18 protein-coding genes are annotated in these 18,160 nt (G+C 46.4%); 10 read left to right on the top strand and 8 right to left on the bottom strand.

The features are described from left to right. The first annotated feature begins 107 nt into the window (after nucleotides 1–107). The 5 genes from LS482_RS15380 to LS482_RS15400 all read left to right on the top strand — a co-directional run bounded on the left by LS482_RS15380 (nucleotide 108) and on the right by LS482_RS15400 (nucleotide 5,924). A complete protein-coding gene (locus tag LS482_RS15380; protein ID WP_233028397.1) occupies nucleotides 108–1,184 on the top strand; it encodes an LptF/LptG family permease in 1,077 nt (358 codons plus the stop codon). A gap of 157 nt (nucleotides 1,185–1,341) precedes the next feature. Then, on the top strand, nucleotides 1,342–2,295 hold the full coding sequence (locus LS482_RS15385; RefSeq protein WP_233028398.1) for an acetyl-CoA carboxylase carboxyltransferase subunit alpha: 954 nt from the start codon (nucleotides 1,342–1,344) through the stop codon (nucleotides 2,293–2,295). Nucleotides 2,296–2,489: 194 nt separating this feature from the next. After that, nucleotides 2,490–4,064 (top strand): replicative DNA helicase, encoded by a 1,575-nt coding sequence (gene dnaB / locus LS482_RS15390; protein ID WP_233028399.1) that lies wholly within the window; start codon nucleotides 2,490–2,492, stop codon nucleotides 4,062–4,064. Between the two features lie 121 nt (nucleotides 4,065–4,185). After that, entirely contained in the window at nucleotides 4,186–5,463 is a 1,278-nt protein-coding gene (locus LS482_RS15395; RefSeq protein ID WP_233028400.1) for an asparagine synthetase B, read from the top strand. Between the two features lie 38 nt (nucleotides 5,464–5,501). Beyond that, nucleotides 5,502–5,924 carry a secondary thiamine-phosphate synthase enzyme YjbQ gene (locus tag LS482_RS15400; RefSeq protein ID WP_233028401.1) on the top strand — a complete coding sequence of 141 codons (423 nt, stop codon included), beginning with the start codon at nucleotides 5,502–5,504 and terminating at the stop codon, nucleotides 5,922–5,924. Nucleotides 5,925–5,934: 10 nt separating this feature from the next. On the opposite strand, the gene LS482_RS15405 is transcribed toward LS482_RS15400, so the two are convergent. From LS482_RS15405 to LS482_RS15440, 8 genes are all read right to left on the bottom strand, one after another. Then, a complete protein-coding gene (locus LS482_RS15405; protein ID WP_233028402.1) occupies nucleotides 5,935–6,759 on the bottom strand; it encodes an HAD family hydrolase in 825 nt (274 codons plus the stop codon). A gap of 219 nt (nucleotides 6,760–6,978) precedes the next feature. After that, the gene (rplT, locus tag LS482_RS15410; protein WP_233028403.1) at nucleotides 6,979–7,323 is read right to left on the bottom strand and encodes a 50S ribosomal protein L20; all 345 of its coding nucleotides are present in this window, start codon (nucleotides 7,321–7,323) and stop codon (nucleotides 6,979–6,981) included. A gap of 152 nt (nucleotides 7,324–7,475) precedes the next feature. After that, the gene (gene rpmI, locus LS482_RS15415) at nucleotides 7,476–7,673 is read right to left on the bottom strand and encodes a 50S ribosomal protein L35 (protein ID WP_233028404.1); all 198 of its coding nucleotides are present in this window, start codon (nucleotides 7,671–7,673) and stop codon (nucleotides 7,476–7,478) included. A 28-nt stretch (nucleotides 7,674–7,701) separates the two neighbouring features. Next, the gene (gene infC / locus LS482_RS15420) at nucleotides 7,702–8,265 is read right to left on the bottom strand and encodes a translation initiation factor IF-3 (RefSeq protein ID WP_302849409.1); all 564 of its coding nucleotides are present in this window, start codon (nucleotides 8,263–8,265) and stop codon (nucleotides 7,702–7,704) included. 28 nt (nucleotides 8,266–8,293) lie between these two features. Next, nucleotides 8,294–10,234, bottom strand: a complete 1,941-nt coding sequence (thrS, locus tag LS482_RS15425; RefSeq protein ID WP_233028405.1) for a threonine--tRNA ligase — start codon at nucleotides 10,232–10,234, stop codon at nucleotides 8,294–8,296. Nucleotides 10,235–10,487: 253 nt separating this feature from the next. Beyond that, nucleotides 10,488–11,111 carry a GyrI-like domain-containing protein gene (locus tag LS482_RS15430; protein WP_233028406.1) on the bottom strand — a complete coding sequence of 208 codons (624 nt, stop codon included), beginning with the start codon at nucleotides 11,109–11,111 and terminating at the stop codon, nucleotides 10,488–10,490. A 113-nt stretch (nucleotides 11,112–11,224) separates the two neighbouring features. Then, nucleotides 11,225–11,602: a nuclear transport factor 2 family protein gene (locus LS482_RS15435; RefSeq protein ID WP_233028407.1), complete on the bottom strand. Its 378-nt coding sequence runs from the start codon at nucleotides 11,600–11,602 to the stop codon at nucleotides 11,225–11,227. A 22-nt stretch (nucleotides 11,603–11,624) separates the two neighbouring features. Beyond that, the gene (locus LS482_RS15440; protein ID WP_233028408.1) at nucleotides 11,625–13,091 is read right to left on the bottom strand and encodes a sodium:solute symporter; all 1,467 of its coding nucleotides are present in this window, start codon (nucleotides 13,089–13,091) and stop codon (nucleotides 11,625–11,627) included. A 413-nt stretch (nucleotides 13,092–13,504) separates the two neighbouring features. On the opposite strand from LS482_RS15440, the gene recR reads away from it, so the two are divergent. The 5 genes from recR (at nucleotide 13,505) to LS482_RS15465 (ending at nucleotide 18,112) form a co-directional block, all read left to right on the top strand. Next, nucleotides 13,505–14,122, top strand: coding sequence for a recombination mediator RecR (recR, locus tag LS482_RS15445; protein ID WP_233028409.1), 618 nt, complete (start codon nucleotides 13,505–13,507; stop codon nucleotides 14,120–14,122). Nucleotides 14,123–14,245: 123 nt separating this feature from the next. After that, entirely contained in the window at nucleotides 14,246–15,559 is a 1,314-nt protein-coding gene (locus LS482_RS15450) for a dihydrolipoamide acetyltransferase family protein (RefSeq protein ID WP_233028410.1), read from the top strand. Nucleotides 15,560–15,736: 177 nt separating this feature from the next. Next, nucleotides 15,737–16,513, top strand: a complete 777-nt coding sequence (locus LS482_RS15455) for a 3'-5' exonuclease (RefSeq protein WP_233028411.1) — start codon at nucleotides 15,737–15,739, stop codon at nucleotides 16,511–16,513. Between the two features lie 26 nt (nucleotides 16,514–16,539). After that, entirely contained in the window at nucleotides 16,540–17,466 is a 927-nt protein-coding gene (locus tag LS482_RS15460; RefSeq protein WP_233028412.1) for a carboxypeptidase-like regulatory domain-containing protein, read from the top strand. A gap of 37 nt (nucleotides 17,467–17,503) precedes the next feature. Then, complete coding sequence (locus LS482_RS15465) at nucleotides 17,504–18,112, top strand: fumarylacetoacetate hydrolase family protein (protein WP_233028413.1); 609 nt, start codon at nucleotides 17,504–17,506, stop codon at nucleotides 18,110–18,112. Nucleotides 18,113–18,160: the final 48 nt, after the last annotated feature.

Here is an 18,160-nt window from a genome sequence, read left to right on the forward strand (position 1 = left end):
ATTAAAAAGAATAATAATTTCTCTCCCGAGAGGGGAGAGATGCCGGAGGCAGAGGAGGAGGCTCCCTCAACTCCAAAACCAAAAAAAACAAGAACTAAAACCGGACAGTGAAAATATTAGACTGGTATATACTTAAACGATACCTCGGTACCTTTACCGTGATGCTCCTGCTGTTTATTCCCATAGGGATCATGATCGACCTTTCGGAAAAAGTGGGCAAGATGATAGAGCAGGAAGCACCTACGGGTGAGATCATAAAGTATTATGTGAATTTCACTTTTTATTTTGCCAACCTGCTGTTTCCCATTTTTCTTTTTCTCTCCATTATATGGTTTACCTCCAAACTGGCCAACAATACGGAAATCACGGCAATACTGAGTTCCGGTGTGCCCTATACGAGGTTTTTAAGGCCCTATTTGCTCGGGGCTTCCATTGTAGCGGTCATCGCTTTTGTGATGGGGATGTTCATCGTGCCCTCGGCCAGTAAAGGGTACAAGGAATTTTACTATAAATATCTCAAAAAGGGACAACAGGCGCGTGAGACCACCAACCTCTTCAACCAGATCAATGACAACGATTATATTTATGTAAGCAGCTTTGATCCGAAGAACAAAATAGGGTATAATTTCACATTTGAGCATTTTGAAGGAGAACAGCTCAAATACAAGATCTCGGCGAGGAATATACGATGGATCGAAAAGGACAGCGTTTACAGGTTGTCTTCCTATGTAAAACGACAAATCGGGAAAACCGATGACATACTCGAAAAACAAAGCAGGCTCGACACACTTTTTTCCTTTAACCTGGACGACCTGACCCCGGTGTCCTATATTGCGGAAACCAAAAACCTCTTTCAGCTGAATAAATTTATAGAAAAGGAGCGGAAAAAAGGATCGTCCAACATCAATACGTATCTTCTGGTGAAGTACAAACGCTGGGGGCTTCCCGTATCGGCTTTTATCCTTACTGTTATAGCAGTGGCCGTGTCTTCCAGGAAAAAAAGGGGAGGGATGGGGATCAACCTGGCCCTCGGGATTTCCCTGGCCTTTATTTTTATCTTTTTCGACCGGATATTCGGTACCATGGCCGAACAGTCGGGCTTTTCCCCGATGCTTGCGGCAGCCTTCCCCAACCTGATATTCGGAGTGCTCGCTGTTTATCTTCTGAATAAAGCCAGACAATAACCGGGGCATTTTGTCGCATTCCCCCGGATGAAAAGGGAGAGGATACCGTAGTTAACGGAATGTACCTGTAAAGGATACAAATAATGGTACGCGGATAAACTGAACACAAAAAAATCCGTAAGTTTGTAGGCTGAATAAAATCAAAATATAAGTGATAATGGAATATTTGGATTTTGAATTACCCATTAAAGAACTGGAGGAGCAACTATCCAAGTGCAAGGTCATCGGCGAGGAGAGCGATGTTGATGTGACCGAGACCTGCAAGCAAATTGACAAGAAACTGAAACAGACCAAAAAGGACATATACAAGAATCTCACTGCCTGGCAGCGTGTACAATTATCACGCCATCCTTCCAGACCTTATACACTGGACTACGTTCGTGCCATTTGCGGTGATACCTTTCTGGAGCTGCACGGCGACCGTACCGTAAAAGACGATAAGGCGATGATAGGCGGTCTCGGGAAAATCGAGGGACAGAGTTTTATGATCATCGGCCAGCAAAAGGGATACAACACAAAGACCAGGCAGTACCGGAATTTCGGGATGGCCAATCCCGAAGGGTACCGCAAGGCATTGCGCCTTATGAAGATGGCCGAGAAATTCGGGATCCCCGTGATATCCTTTGTCGATACCCCCGGTGCATACCCGGGTATCGAAGCCGAAGAAAGGGGGCAGGGAGAAGCCATTGCCAGGAACATCATGGAAATGACCCGGCTGAAAGTTCCGGTAATCGTTATTATTATCGGGGAAGGAGCCTCCGGCGGAGCACTTGGGATAGGTGTGGGCGACCGGGTACTGATGCTCGAGAATACATGGTATTCGGTAATATCGCCCGAATCATGTTCGTCCATACTCTGGCGAAGCTGGGAATATAAGGAACAGGCTGCGGAAGCACTCAAACTGACGGCCAAGGACATGAAAAAGCTGCACCTGGTGGACGATATCGTCAAGGAACCCCTGGGCGGTGCACATTCCGACCGGGAAAAGACCTTTAAAACAGTGGCCCAGACCATTATTGAAAATTATGAAGATCTCAAAAAAATGACGCCCGAAGAACTCGTGGAGGATCGTATGGAAAAATATGCTAACATGGGAGTGTATAAAAATTGATCCTCCGAAAATATCAACCGCAATTCTCCCGAAAAGAGAAGAGCACAATACGAGCCGAAGTAAAGAACTTCGGTTTTTTTTACGTTTATGAACATAAAATCGTAACTTGTTAACATGTTAAATGTTGACGAAGGGTGAATATAAAATACGCCGATTTTTAAATAGTTGAACTATCATTTTCTACATTCGCGTTTATGGAAAAAACAGGCCCCGTGTCAGGAATAAAAATAGAAAAACCAACCACAGCCGCCGGAAGGTCCGGCATAATACAGTTGGAAAAGGGGAAGATCCCTCCCCAGGCACTGGATTTGGAAGAAGTGGTGCTCGGCGCCATGATGATCGATAAGAAAGGGGTCGACGAGGTTATTGATATTTTGCATCCGGATGCTTTTTACAAGGAGGTACACCGGCATATTTACGAGGCCATTGTACAATTGTTTGAAAATACGGAGCCGATCGACCTGCTTACGGTATCCTCCCAGTTGAAAAAGGACGGCAGGCTGGAACAGATCGGGGGTGATTTTTACCTGATACAGCTTACCCAGAAGGTTTCTTCATCGGCACATATTGAATTCCATGCCCGTATCATCCTTCAGAAGTATATACAGCGAAGTCTCATCAAGATATCTTCGGATATCATTGAAGAAGCCTATGATGAAACTACCGATGTTTTTGACCTGCTCGACAGTGCCGAAGCCAAATTGTACGAGGTTACCCAGGGAAATATCAAAAAATCTTCGGAGACCGCACAGAGCCTTGTCATGCAGGCCAAGAAAAAGATCGAGGAAATATCCAACAAGGAAGGACTGAGCGGTATTCCGTCCGGTTTTGACAAACTTGACAAGCTCACTTCCGGCTGGCAGCCCAGTGACCTTATTATTGTGGCCGCACGTCCCGGTATGGGTAAAACGGCCCTTACGCTGTCCATGGCCAGGAATATTGCAGTAAATGCCGACACCCCGGTGGCGTTCTTTTCCCTGGAGATGTCATCTGTACAGCTTATTACCCGTCTTATCTCTTCCGAGACTGGATTGTCTTCGGAAAAACTGCGTACGGGAAAGCTCGAAAAACACGAGTGGGAACAACTCAACGTCAAAGTAAAATCCCTGGAAACGGCCCCGTTGTTTATTGACGACACTCCCTCCCTTTCCATATTCGACCTTCGTGCAAAGGCGAGGAGGCTGGCGTCACAACACGGCATCAGACTTATTATTATTGATTACCTCCAGCTTATGACTGCCGGCGGAACCCAGAAAGGGGGGAACCGGGAACAGGAAATATCCACCATTTCCAGGAACCTCAAGGCCCTGGCCAAGGAACTGGACGTTCCTGTTATTGCCCTTTCACAGCTTTCCCGTGCGGTGGAAACCCGTGGAGGCAGTAAACGCCCGCTGCTTTCCGACCTCAGGGAATCGGGGGCCATTGAACAGGATGCCGATATCGTATCTTTTATTTACCGTCCGGAATACTACAAGATCGAAGAGTGGGACGATGAAGAACGTACGCCTACGCAGGGACAGGCCGAGTTTATCGTAGCCAAGCACCGTAACGGGGGGCTGGACAACATCCGGCTCAAGTTTATCGGTCACCTCGGGAAATTCGATAACCTGGATGATTTTGACTCTCCGTTCGAATTCCAGTCGAAAATGAATGCCTCTGAAGACGATACTTTCAACCCGGGTAGCCTGCCCAGTGCGGATGATGCTTTCGGGAGTTCCATGAACGAAGGGCCGCCCGCCCCGGAAGATGACAGTGACGTGCCGTTTTAGGCAAAAACAGAAAGTTAAGTATCTGGTCGTATTCCCGCTCCGGGTTCCCCGATGCTTAACCTCGATACCGAAGCCGGATATCCGAACGTTTTTCCGTAAATTTGAAGCTAAACCTTTTGTTATGCGTTTTGGCTTACCTTTCAACAGGCTATTGATAACCGTATTCCTGCTTGCATTCAGCATTTCGGTACAGGCTTCCCGTGTGCTTATTCCCATGGATGCCGAGTTCCAGAAAAACCATTTGAAGGCTTATGGTATAGCCTACTGGACATTGTCAAAAAACGTAAAGGTGCAATGGCTGCTGAATTACCGCGGGGGTTCGTTTCTGCTTCCGGATACTGAGGAGATACGAAAGGAATGTACCATCAGAGGGGTTTCTTATGAGGTGCTTTCTGACGATAAGGCAGCGGGAATCCTGGAAGAAATAAGCAGCCCGGCCAAAAATCAGGAAGCCGTGATCCTGGAAAAAGCGCCTAAAATTGTGGTCTACTCGCCCAAAGACAACCCGCCCTGGGACGATGCGGTGACCATGGTGCTAACCTATGCCGAAATCCCCTATGATGTGGTGTATGACGAGGAAGTACTCTCCGATAAATTACTGTTGTACGACTGGTTGCACCTGCACCACGAAGACTTCACCGGGCAGTATGGCAAGTTTTACCGGGCGTATAAAATGGCGCCCTGGTATATGCAACAAAAAAAAGAGGCCGAGGAAAGGGCGGCGAAACTGGGATTTGATAAAGTGTCTGAAGAAAAACTCGCCGTAGCACAGAAGATCAGGGATTATGTAGTTGGAGGCGGTTTTATGTTTGCCATGTGCTCGGCAACCGATAGTTTTGATATTGCCCTTTCGGCAGAAGGAGTGGATATTTGTGAGGCCATGTTCGACGGAGATCCTTCTTCCCCCAATTATCAGTCCAGAATTGATTACGATAAAACTTTTGCTTTTACCGGGTTTACCCTGGAGCGCGATCCCAATGTTTATGAATTTTCATCCATAGATATGACTTCCAGGCGGGAGATAGCCAAGGAAGTGGATTATTTTACCCTGATGGAATTTTCCGCCAAGTGGGACCCGATACCCACGATGTTATGTCAAAACCACACGGCACTGATCAAAGGATTTATGGGGCAGACCACCAGCTTTAACGGCAATGAGGTCAAATCTTCCGTACTGGTACTGGGCGAGAACAAGGCTAACGGCGAAGCGCGATATATTCACGGTGTCAAGGGAAAAGGCTTTTTTACCTTTTACGGGGGGCACGACCCGGAGGACTATCAGCACAGAGTGGGAGATCCCAAGACAGAACTGGAGTTACACCCCAACTCTCCGGGCTACAGGCTTATACTGAACAATATCCTTTTCCCGGCTGCAAAGAAGAAGAAACACAAAACCTGATTGAGGAAAGGGCTGTGATCAATAAAGAGAGTTAATATATGCATTTTTTTCAGGAAGAAATACGGTTAAAGGCCCGAAAACGAGGGTTTCATATCATCACGGATGAGATAGTACGTGCAGTTCCGGAGATCCGGAACATCCGCATGGGGCAGCTGCACGTTTTTATAAAACACACTTCCGCCGGGCTTACCATCAACGAAAATGCTGATCCGTCGGTAAGGCAGGACTTTGAGAGCCATATGAATACCGTAGTCCCGGAAAATGCACCGTATTATATTCATACCCAGGAAGGGCCGGACGATATGCCTGCACACATCAAGGCTTCGCTCATGGGGAGTTCAGTGACCATACCCATTACCTCCGGAAAGCTGAACCTCGGGATATGGCAGGGTATTTATCTCTGCGAACACCGGGATCACGGTGGGAGCAGATCTGTTGTAATTACGGTTTCAGGAATTTAATGCTGTTCTTCTATGAATTTGCTATCGCCGCTTTCCTGGCATTGAGTAGTTTTTCCAGGATATGTTCCACACCGTTCTCATCATTGCTCAGGGTTTGGTAACGGGCGGCATTCAGCACATTGGGGTGTGCGTTTTTCATGGCATAACTGAAATAGGCCCGGTCCATCATTTCCAGGTCGTTATTGTAATCTCCGAAAACGAGGGTTTCCTCCCGGGTTATCTGTAATTGTTCCTGTAGCTGCTGTAATGCATGGCCTTTATTGGCATCCGGGCTGGAGAGGTCAAGCCAGTTCTCTCCCGATACCTTTACCTGTAATGAGCCTTCCAGGTGACGTACGTGCGGGTAGATGTTTTTTTCGGAACCGCCAAAGCTGTAAATAGCAATTTTTAAGGGTTCGTCGTCTGTTACCTGAGTAAGATCAGGCACTTTGGCGTATTCGTAATAATATTCCCTGAACATGTTTTCGAAAGCGGGATTGTCCGTATCTATATAAGCGCGTTTCTTTCCACACAACACCATATAAGCATCCTCAACAGGACGAAGCAGGGAAACGGTTTCCTTGATAATATGGCCGGGCAAAGGCGTTACCAGCAGGTCTTTGTCCCTGCGTTTTGTAATGGCACCGTTTTCGGCAATAATGGTAATGTCGTCCCTGATGCTTTCCAGTTTGGCCACGATACTGTGGTATTGCCGTCCGCTGGCCGCGACAAAGGAGATACCGTGCCGGTTGAGTTCTTCAAAGAGCTCAAAGAACCGGTTGCTTACCCGGCTTTCGGAATTCAGTAGAGTGCCATCCATATCGGTGGCGATCAGCTTTACCTGTGATAGATCCATATCGCAATTTTTTTAAACGGCAAAGGTAAGGCAGAATAAGGATTTTACCTGTTAATTCTCTGTTATTTCCTTTCCCGGGCAGAAGTAGGTGTGAGATGTGAGATGTGGGTTATATGATAGTGGTTTATTTTTGTAAGCCTGTTTGTTGTATGGCGTAAAAACAAAAAATCCGGCCTTGCGACCGGATTTTGATAAGCGAAATGTATGATTACTAAACGTTTATTTTACTTTGTCTACAATAGCCTTGAACGCTTCCGGGTGGTTCATGGCCAGGTCGGCTAAAACCTTACGGTTGAGCTCGATATTATTGGCTTTCACCTTACCCATGAACTGGGAATAGGACATTCCGTGTAACCTGGCACCTGCATTGATACGGGTAATCCACAATGCACGGAAAGTTCTCTTTTTGTTCCTGCGGTCTCTGTACGAATATTGCATCGCTTTTTCTACCGCATTCTTGGCAACGGTCCAAACGTTTTTACGTCTTCCGTAGTAGCCTTTGGCCTGTTTGATAATCTTTTTTCTTCGGGCCCTCGAAGCAACTGAATTTACTGATCTTGGCATAATTTTTTGTTTTTTGTAGCAGGCGGCCGTTAACCGGCACTTCCAAAATAATTATCGTATTAAATTCGACATCAGAAATCCCGAATTCAATATTTCCGATCTATTTTGCCTGACTCCAGGGTTATACAATTAATACTAACCGAAAGAACAATTTACTTTAAACGTAATTGTTCCTTGATATTGTTAACATCGTGATCGTGTACCAGGGTACTGTGTGTTAACGCGAGCTTACGCTTTTTGCTTTTCTTCGTAAGAATGTGGCTTTTAAAAGCGTGCTTTCTTTTGATTTTCCCGGTACCGGTAAGCTTAAATCGCTTTTTGGCACTGGATTTGGTTTTCATCTTAGGCATAATTCCTAAACTATTTTGATTATTTCGCTTATTTCTTGCTCTTTTTCGGGGAGATGAACATGGTCATCCGTTTCCCTTCCAGTTTTGGCATTTGTTCTACCTTACCGTATTCTTCGAGGTCCTGGGCCAGGCGTAAAAGCAATATTTCTCCCTGGTCCTTGTACACGATAGAACGTCCCTTGAAGAACACATATGCCTTGAGTTTGGCACCGTCTTTCAGGAATTTTTCGCCGTGTTTCTTTTTGAACTCGTAATCGTGTTCATCGGTTTGGGGCCCGAAACGTATTTCTTTCACTACAATTTTGGCAGCTTTTGCTTTAAGTGCCTTTTCCCGCTTTTTCTGTTCGTAAAGAAATTTTTTGTAATCCATGATCTTACAAACAGGGGGTGCGGCCTTCGGTGAAATTTCCACCAAATCCAATCCTAACTCTTCAGCTTTAGTCAGGGCTGTTTTGGTTGGATATATACCGGTGTCTACATTGTCTCCCACCAGACGAACTTCCGGAACACGGATATCCCTGTTGGTCCGGTGCGGGTTTTTGTCTTCTCTCTGGTTGTGACGGTTTCTGTTGAATCTTCTCTTAATTGCTATGGCTTACAGATTTTTAATTAAACTTCTTTTAAAACTGTTTTAAAGTTCGGTTTGTTTCTTCTTCAATTAATTTGGCAAATGCTTCAACCGTGATGGTTCCTATATCGCCTTCGCTGTGTTTTCTTACCGAAATGGTACCTTCTTTTTCCTCGTTTTCCCCGACAATAAGCATGTAAGGGATTTTTTTCATTTCGGCTTCCCTGATCTTTTTGCCTATGGTCTCATTTCGGTTGTCGGTCAGGGCGCGAATTTCGTGATTTTCTAATAAATTTAAAACTTTTTTGGCATATTTTTCATATTTCTCGCTGATAGAGAGTATAATAGCCTGTTCGGGCATTAACCACAGCGGAAAATTGCCCGCGGTATGCTCAAGCAGGATGGCTATAAAGCGCTCCATACTTCCGAAGGGTGCCCGGTGTATCATCACGGGGCGGTGCATTTCGTTGTCACTGCCTTTATAAGACAGTTCAAAGCGTTCGGGCAGGTTGTAATCTACCTGTATGGTGCCCAGCTGCCAGCTCCTTCCGAGGGCGTCTTTGACCATAAAGTCGAGTTTCGGACCGTAAAAAGCGGCTTCTCCGGTCTCAATAACGTAATTGAGGCCCTTTTCTTGTGCTGCATTGATAATAGCGCTTTCGGCTTTTTCCCAGTTTTCGTCGCTCCCGATGTATTTTTCCGGTGTATCGGGATCACGAAGGGATACCTGGGCTGTAAAATTCTCAAAGCCGAGCGAACCGAAGACATAGAGGACCAGATCGATAACATTCTTGAACTCGTCATCCAGCTGATCGGGGGTGCAGAAAATGTGCGCATCATCCTGTGTAAACCCTCTTACCCTGGTAAGTCCGTGCAGTTCCCCGCTTTGTTCGTAACGGTAAACGGTACCGAACTCGGCATATCTCTTGGGGAGCTCCTTATAACTCCACGGCCTGGCATTGTATATTTCGCAATGGTGCGGACAGTTCATGGGCTTCAGCAAAAACTCTTCCCCCTCATGCGGGGTGTGAATGGGCTGAAAGCTGTCTTCCCCGTATTTGGCGTAGTGCCCGGAAGTGACATAGAGTTCCTTTTGCCCGATATGAGGTGATACCACCTGTTCATACCCTGCTTTTTTCTGGGCTTTTTTCAGGAAATTCTCCAGGCGTTCGCGCAGTGCGGCGCCTTTGGGCAGCCACAAGGGGAGTCCCTGTCCCACTTTATGTGAAAAAGTAAACAGTTCCAGTTCTTTTCCCAGTTTTCTGTGATCCCTTTTTTTGGCTTCTTCCAGTAATTGCAGGTATTCGTTGAGTTCCTTTTGTTTGGGGAAGGAAATACCGTAAATCCTGGTCAGTTGTTTTTTGTTCTCATCTCCTCTCCAGTAAGCACCGGCTGTGTTGAGCAATTTTACTGCCTTTATGATTCCGGTATTCGGAATATGTCCTCCACGGCAGAGGTCGGTAAAAGTGGAGTGGTCACAGAAGGTGATGGTGCCGTCTTCCAGGTTTTCAATGAGTTCCACTTTATACTCATTGCCTTGTTTTTTATAGTACTCCAGGGCATCGCTCTTGGTTACGGCGTGCATTTTATAATCGTGTTTGCCACGGGCGATTTCCAGCATTTTTTTCTCGATCGCCGGAAAGTCTTTTTCGGAGATGCTCCGGTCTCCCGGGTCAACATCGTAATAAAAACCGTGATCAATGGCCGGACCAATGGTAAGTTTAATTCCCGGATACAGTTCTTCCAGGGCCTGGGCAAGTACGTGAGCACTGGAGTGCCAGAAGGCCTTTTTTCCGGCATCGTCCTTCCAGGTGTACAATACGAGATTACCATCCGTGGTGAGTGGTGTTGCCGTTTCCACCGTAGTGCCGTTAAAACTTGCGGAAATAACGTTTCGCGCCAGGCCTTCACTAATGCTCTTGGCAACATCCATTGGAGTGGAATTTTCTGGGAATTCCTTTACAGAACCATCGGGTAAGGTAATCTCAATCATTAATTTAATATCTTTTATTTCGAATGCCGAATACTGAATGACAAACACGGAATACTGAAGTATAATTTGTTAAAACTTCAGTATTCACTATTTGCGGTTTTGATATTCATTATCCTTTTTTCTTCGGTTTTAAAGATGCAAAGATAAGGGGAAGTAATCAAGCGTGCAATACGGGAAGATGTTTTCCGGGTATAATAATCCCGGGTCAGCAATATAAAGTCTGCTGCGTAGTACCCGGCATGATCTTTCCTGCTTATTTTACAGGTTCCCGAAGGATGGTCTTCAGTTTTTCGGGGGAAGTCTTCCTGAAATCAGACAGGTAGATCTCGTGATGGTGCCCGTTTTTTTTCAGGCCGTATTCCCGGACGAAGGAGGCTATCTGTTTCAGGCTTCGGTGCTCTGTGGAAAAAGGTCCCGTGTGAAGTATCTGTACACTTTTTCCCTCGTGCATACGGAACAGATGCACTTCCCCGATCGCAGGGAATCCCTTTTTGGCCAGGGTGGAGCTCACGGCCTCTTCGGTTTCTTTTTGTAAAACGTAGTCAGGCATCCTTATCAGCAAACGGTAAAACCATTCTTCCCGGGGAACTTCGGCAGCGGGGCCGGTGAGGGATATCCCGGGAAACCTGTTTTCGTCATACCACCACAACCCTTCCAGTCTGGGCACTACAAAATCCCTGTTTTGCTTTTTGAAAATGAATTTAACGGCGTAGGCCGTAGCGTAAAGTGCCTGTATTCTTTCCGTAAATTCCGGCGCGGAAGGATCGCCTTTCCCGGTGATGGAGAGGTATTGTACAGGACCGGTTACCGTGATTTCGGGTTGGGCGGCAGCAGTGTAATACTTTTTGTATGCTTTGACGAGGTTTAGCTTTTCCATAATAAATAGTTTTTATATACCGCCAAATTAAGGATGGTGCGTGACAGCCTTATGTCAGCAGTACAAAAAAACTACTTTGAAAAAAGTCGTTTTCGGAAGTTACCTTCAGGTGTTCAGCTCTCGTCCCGGATGTGCGCTATTTTTCCTTTTTTAAAACCGAAGGTCGACCTGCCTTTCAGTTTTATGGAATCTCCTTTTTTCATTCCGTTAGGGAAGTCCTGCGCCAGGATACCGGTATAGTCAATATCGACGATTACCGTGTTGCCGTTTTCATTTACGGAAGTCACGGTCTGTTTCCGTTGACTGAACAAAGTCGCGGCTTTCCGGGCCTGCTGTTCGAAATCGGAAATTCCGCGGAGACTGAGGTCCGTTTTACCGCCGGAAACATTCTCAAAAAGGACATCCGGGTGCAGGTTGTTAAGCATACCCTCTACATCGAAATTGTTATAGGCCTCGATATAACTTTTTATGATTTGTTGTTGGTCGGCCATTTTCTTTGGGTTGAAAGTGATTTTAAGAGGTAACCGGGTGTTTCGGGGAGTTGCTTTTTATCAGCAATGTCAGTCCGCAAAAGGTCAGGAACCCGTTGAGGAGAAGGATAATAAATCCGAATTCGAAGTCAAACCAGGCCAGTGCGCGGTCTGCAATAATATAGGAAAGTACCGGGGAAAGTACGGCGACAAGGGGCACGAACCTGTCGTTGATCTTCCATTTGGTGAACAATCCGAAACTGAACAGTCCCAGCAGGGGGCCGTAGGTGTATCCGGCAAAGACAAAGAGTTTGGCAATGACACTTTCGTTCTTTATCACGTATTTAAAAGTAATGATGACCAGGATAAGCAATAAGGACACCAGTACGTGTACCAGTTTCCTGATCCGTACCTGCTTTTTTTCGTCATATTTTTTCTCGATGTTCAGGATATCCACACTGAATGAGGTGGTAAGCGAGGTAAGTGCACTGTCTGCGCTACTGTATGCTGCGGCAATAAGCCCTATCAGGAAGAAGATAAAGACCCCGGTGCCGAGGTAGTCCTTGGCCAGTACGGGAAACAGATCGTCTTTATTGGCATCGATGCCATATTGTTGTCCGTATACGGTGAGGAGCAGTCCCAGCGACAAAAAGAAGAAGTTGACAATGGTGAGCACTATGGTAAACCAGAACATGTTCTTCTGGGCATCCTTCAGGCTTTTACAGGTAAGGTTCTTTTGCATCATGTCCTGGTCCAGTCCGGTCATGACCACGGCGATAAAAGCCCCGGAAAAGAATTGTTTCCAGAAATATTCGGCACTTTTAAAGTTGTCAAAAAAGAACATTTGGGAAAGGTCGCTTTGCGATATGTATTTCACGATCCCTACCTCGGCGACACCCAGGTCATGGTACAGGGAATATGTAGCCACACCTACGGCAATAAGCATGAACAGGGTTTGTAAGGTGTCGGTCCATACAATGGTTTTGATACCGGATTTAAAGGTGTAAAGCCATATCAGGATGATGGTCAGCGTTACGGTAGCCCAGAAAGGGATGCCCATTTCATCAAAAATAATCACCTGTAATACATTGGCGATCAGGAACAGGCGGAAACTCGCGCCTACCACCCTGGATATCAGGAAAAACGAAGACCCCGTTTTGTAACTGTTACTGCCGAAACGCTCCCCCAGGTAAGTGTATATGGAAGTGAGGTTAAGGCGGTAATACAAAGGGAGGAGAACCGTTCCTATAATGAAATACCCGAGAATATACCCGAAAACGACCTGCATGTAACTGAATTGTGAAGCTTCCACCCATCCCGGGACCGAAATAAAGGTAACACCGCTCAGCGAAGCGCCGATCATTCCGAAGGCCACCACATACCAGGGCGATTGCCGTTTGGCTTTGAAGAAGGTCTCGTTATTGTCACCATCTTTTCCGGTGAGGTAGGAAATCAGGATAAGCAGTCCGAAATAAGCTGCTATAATGAGGAGTATATAGATCGGTTGCATAAAAGAGATCGAATTTTTAGAAGACCAAAGTACGAAAAAATGGTTATTGGGAGGATGTTCTGCGTTCGGGGTTTAAAGTTGCGGGTTTGAATTGCAGGACTGCTGTGCGGTGACCGTTTTTCAAAGAGAAACAGTTTTCTGATATTCCGGACATTAAAAGAATGCCCGGCTGGTGGAGTTAGAAACCCTTTTATAACGGGAAAGAAGATTACGATGTCAAAGAAATACGGTCGCATGTACTGATACCGGTTATCGGTCGTCTGTCCGGATCAATCTCCTGTCACTACTTTACCGGTCTCCGTCGATCCCTTTAGGTTCCGGGCCCTTTTTTTAAAATTATCCTATTGTCAAATTGATCCATAATCTCATTATTCAACGCCAAATTCTACCCCGAATTTCGTATTTTTGCGGATATGGAATTCTCCTCTAAATTATTGGAAAATGCGGTACGGGAAATGTCGCAGTTGCCCGGTATAGGGAAACGCACGGCTTTGCGACTGGTATTGCATTTGCTCAGGCAGCCGGCAGAACAGACGGAAAAGTTGTCTTTTGCCCTTCAGAACCTGAGAAGTGAAGTGAAATACTGCAGGAGCTGTCACAATATATCTGACGCCGGCCTTTGTGAAATATGTGCCAATCCCAAACGCGATGCGTCCCTGGTATGCGTGGTGGAGGACATACGTGATGTCATGGCCATTGAAAATACCAGCCAGTACAGGGGGCTGTATCACGTATTGGGCGGAAAAATATCACCCATGGACGGTGTGGGGCCGAATAATCTGAACATTTCCACGTTAGTAGATAAAGTCCGGGAAGGGAAAGTGAAAGAGGTTATCTTTGCCCTGAGTTCCACGATGGAGGGCGACACGACCAACTTTTATATCTATAGGCAGATAGAGCCCTATGACGTAGCTACTTCTACAATAGCAAGAGGGATAGCTATCGGAGATGAACTCGAATATGCAGATGAAATTACGCTCGGCCGTAGTATATTGCACCGTATCCCTTTTGAAAGCTCTCTGAAAGGGTAATGCGGGATTAATGCAGTGTAAGAATGTTTTGAAAAGAAATAAAATAGTTTATTTTCAATAAAAAACAGTTTTTTTGATTAATTTCGCAATCGAAAAACGATAAAGCATCTTTAAATTAGTAATATGGCAAAATTTGAACTTAAGCTGCCCAAAATGGGGGAAAGCGTTGCAGAAGCGACCATTACATCATGGCTCAAGGAAGTGGGAGATACTATTGAGATGGATGAAGCGGTTCTGGAAATAGCTACGGACAAGGTAGATTCTGAGGTGCCCAGTGAAGTGGATGGAGTGCTGGTGGAGAAACGCTTTGATGTGGACGACGTGGTGGAGGTAGGACAAACCATTGCCGTAATAGAAACCGATGGTGAAGTGACGGGGGAGCAAGGAGAAGAGGTGCCTGAAGAAGTTGTGGCAGAAGTAGAAAATACGGTTGAAACGGCCAGGGAAACGGCGGCACCCGTTACGGCGGAAACAGCGGATTTTACGGCATCTGAAAGGTTCTATTCGCCCCTGGTGAAAAATATTGCCCGGAAAGAAGGGATCTCCCCGGAAGAACTGGAAGGCATAGCCGGGACCGGAAAAGACGGCAGGGTAACGAAGAATGATATCCTGGGATACCTGGAAAACCGCAGCGCACAAAAGCCGGAGAAAGCTGCAGTTGAAACACCGGGAAAAAATAACGGTGAAAAGGCTCCGGTCACACATGCCGCCCCGGTTACGGCAAGCGGAGGGGACGAGATCATTGAAATGGACAGGATGCGGAAGCTCATCTCGCATCATATGATAGAAAGCGTGCAGACATCGGCCCATGTGCAAAGTTTTGTTGAGGTGGATGTTACCAATGTGGTTAACTGGCGGAATAAAAAGAAGAAGGAATTCGAACAGCAGGAAGGAGAAAAGCTGACATTTACGCCCATATTTATGGAAACAGTGGCCAGGGCACTGCGCGATTTCCCGATGATGAACATTTCCGTAGAGGGCGATAAGATCATTAAAAAGAAAAATATCAACCTGGGTATGGCTGCTGCCTTACCCAATGGTAACCTTATCGTTCCGGTAATCCGCAATGCCGATCAGCTCAACCTTGTCGGGTTGGCCAAACAGGTCAATGACCTGGCGGGAAGGGCCCGGGAAAACAAACTGAAACCGGACGAAGTACAGGGCGGCACTTACACGGTGACCAATGTAGGGACCTTCGGCAGCATTATGGGAACACCGATTATCAATCAGCCGCAGGTAGGGATACTCGCCCTGGGCGCCATACGGAAAGTACCGGCGGTGATAGAAACCCCCGAAGGTGATTTTATAGGGATACGGCATAAGATGTTCCTGTCGCACAGCTATGACCACAGGGTTGTGGACGGAGCGTTAGGCGGTATGTTCGTCAAACGCGTAGCCGATTATCTCGAAGCCTGGGATACGGACAGAAAAATATAAACATCACCAATATGTAGAGACGCACGGCCGTGCGTCTCAAACGAGGAAAAGGGCCGTGCGTCTCTATTGATTTACCGATTTATATGAATAACGAAAAAACCCCGGCAACGTTCGGGGTTTTCTTTTGCAATCAGTATCTTTACCGTGATTTAAGGATTCGAAATTTTAGTTGTTATAATGGAACTCAAACTTACCAGACCCATTTGTTTTTTTGACCTGGAAACCACCGGAACCGATGTGGCCAGGGACAGGATCGTGGAGATCGCCATCCTGAAAGTATATCCCAACGGCAACAAGGAAAGTAAGACCTGGTTGGTAAATCCGGAGATGCCCATACCGGAGCATTCGACAGCCATCCACGGCATTACCGATGAAAAAGTGGCCAATGAACCCACGTTTAAGGAATTGTCGAAAGATATTTACAACATGATCAAGGACAGTGACCTGGCCGGTTACAATTCCAACAGGTTCGACATACCGTTACTGGCAGAGGAAATGTTGCGGGCCGAGGTGGACTTCGATATGAAAAACCGCCTGGCCGTGGATGTGCAGACTATTTTTCACCTTATGGAAAAACGGACCCTGGAAGCGGCGTACAGGTTTTACTGCGATAAAGACCTGACCAACGCTCATTCTGCGGAAGCCGATACCACAGCTACCTACGAAGTGCTGAAATCGCAACTGGACAGGTATAGTGAACTGGAAAATGATATCAAGTTCCTCTCCGAATTTACCACCAGGAAGCAAACCGCCGATTTTGCCGGGTATATCATATTGAATGAAAAAGATGAAGAAGTCTTCTCCTTTGGCAAACACAAAGGAAAACGTGTAGAAGATGTGCTTGAAAAAGAACCGGGATATTTCGGCTGGTTGCTCAATGCCGATTTTCCACTCTATACCAAGAGGGTGCTTACCGGCATCAAACTTCGGAAACTCAACAATAAACTCTCGTAGAAATAAAAGTGAAACGCTTCCTCTGCATGGCATTGCTCCTGTCCTGCGGTCTGTCCGCCCAGGAAAAACCTGTTTGGGGAAGTGTGCTTAACGAGCGGACCGGAAAGCAGGTTCCGTTTGCGCATCTTATTCTGGTTGGGGAGAAATCCGGTACGTCAACCGATGAGAACGGGGAATTCCGCTGGATGAGCGGAGCACAGGATAAGAAGGCCAGGGTGAAATTCAGTTGTATCGGGTTTGAGTCCAGGACATTGCCGCTGTCCGTATTAGCGGGAGCTCGTGTTTACCTGTCACCCGTAGCCGAAGAATTGGATGAGGTGGAGGTTTACCTGATGAAACGGGAAAAACACAGGAACCTGAACAGTTTCCGGGGTAAACGGAGTATAGGCCTGGGGAATTTCAGTGGCGGGGCGTACCCGTCGGCAGTGGCAAAGTATTACGAAAAACCCCGTAATTTTGCAGAAAACAGTTTTATAGAAAGGGTGCAGGTGCGGTTTTTTCCCTCCAGGGAACAGGTCAATATCCCGGCCAGGTTCCGGCTCAGGATCATGGAGGCCACCCCCGAAGGAAAGCCGGGAAAAGACATGTTGCTGAAAAACCTTATCGTGCAGCGGATACCGTTGCGGTCAAAAACGGAGATCAACCTGCTCGAACACCGTATCCGTATTCCGGATAACGGTTTCTTTGTAGCCGTGGAACACCTTTTTATCAAAGAAAATGCCTACCGGGAAACCAGGGATATAAGAGTAAACGATACCATAATTTATAACGGGGTGACCATAACCAAGTACGCCCCGGTATTTAAAGGGGTACTGGAAGCCAATGACGAAGCTTTCGATGCCTATTACCGCAGTACCGACGGATGGAAAAAGATGAACAGGCTGGATACGTCCAGCCCCGTTTTCGGTAACAAGGTCCCGGCGCCCGCATTTAAGGTGAGGGTCACGGACTGAAAATATAAGATTTATTGAGGAAAACTATAAAAAGCAAATGAAGATAATCTGTATAGGAAGGAATTATACCGACCATATTGAAGAGCTGGCCAACGAGAAGCCGACCGATCCGGTGATCTTTATGAAACCGGACACGGCCCTGCTCCGCGAAAAGGATTTTTACATCCCCGGGTTCAGCGAAGATATTCATTATGAAGTAGAATTACTCGTAAAAATAAACAAGGTGGGAAAACATATCAATGCCAGGTTTGCGCAGAAGTATTATGACGAAATAGGCCTGGGCATAGACTTTACCGCCAGGGATGTCCAGGCAAAGCTCAAGGAAAAGGGACTTCCCTGGGAAAAGGCCAAGGCTTTCGACGGCTCTGTTATTATGGGGGAATGGCGGCCTAAAGACGAATTTGCGGATATCAATGACATCCGCTTCAGCCTGAAAAAAAACGGTGAGGTAGTGCAACAGGGGCACACCGCCTTAATGCTGTGGAAGGTAGATGAGCTCGTGGCCTACGTGTCCCGGTATTTTACGTTAAAGAAAGGCGATGTTATTTTTACCGGAACTCCCGCAGGAGTTGGTAAAATAAATCCGAATGATTATCTTGAAGGCTTTTTGGAAGACAAAAAGTCGTTTGCCCTGGGTGTAAAATAGGAAAAAACGGCATTGTAACCTTAAATTTTTTACCTCCTAAAACAAAAA

The organism is Sinomicrobium kalidii (assembly GCF_021183825.1).
Taxonomy (GTDB): domain Bacteria; phylum Bacteroidota; class Bacteroidia; order Flavobacteriales; family Flavobacteriaceae; genus Sinomicrobium; species Sinomicrobium kalidii.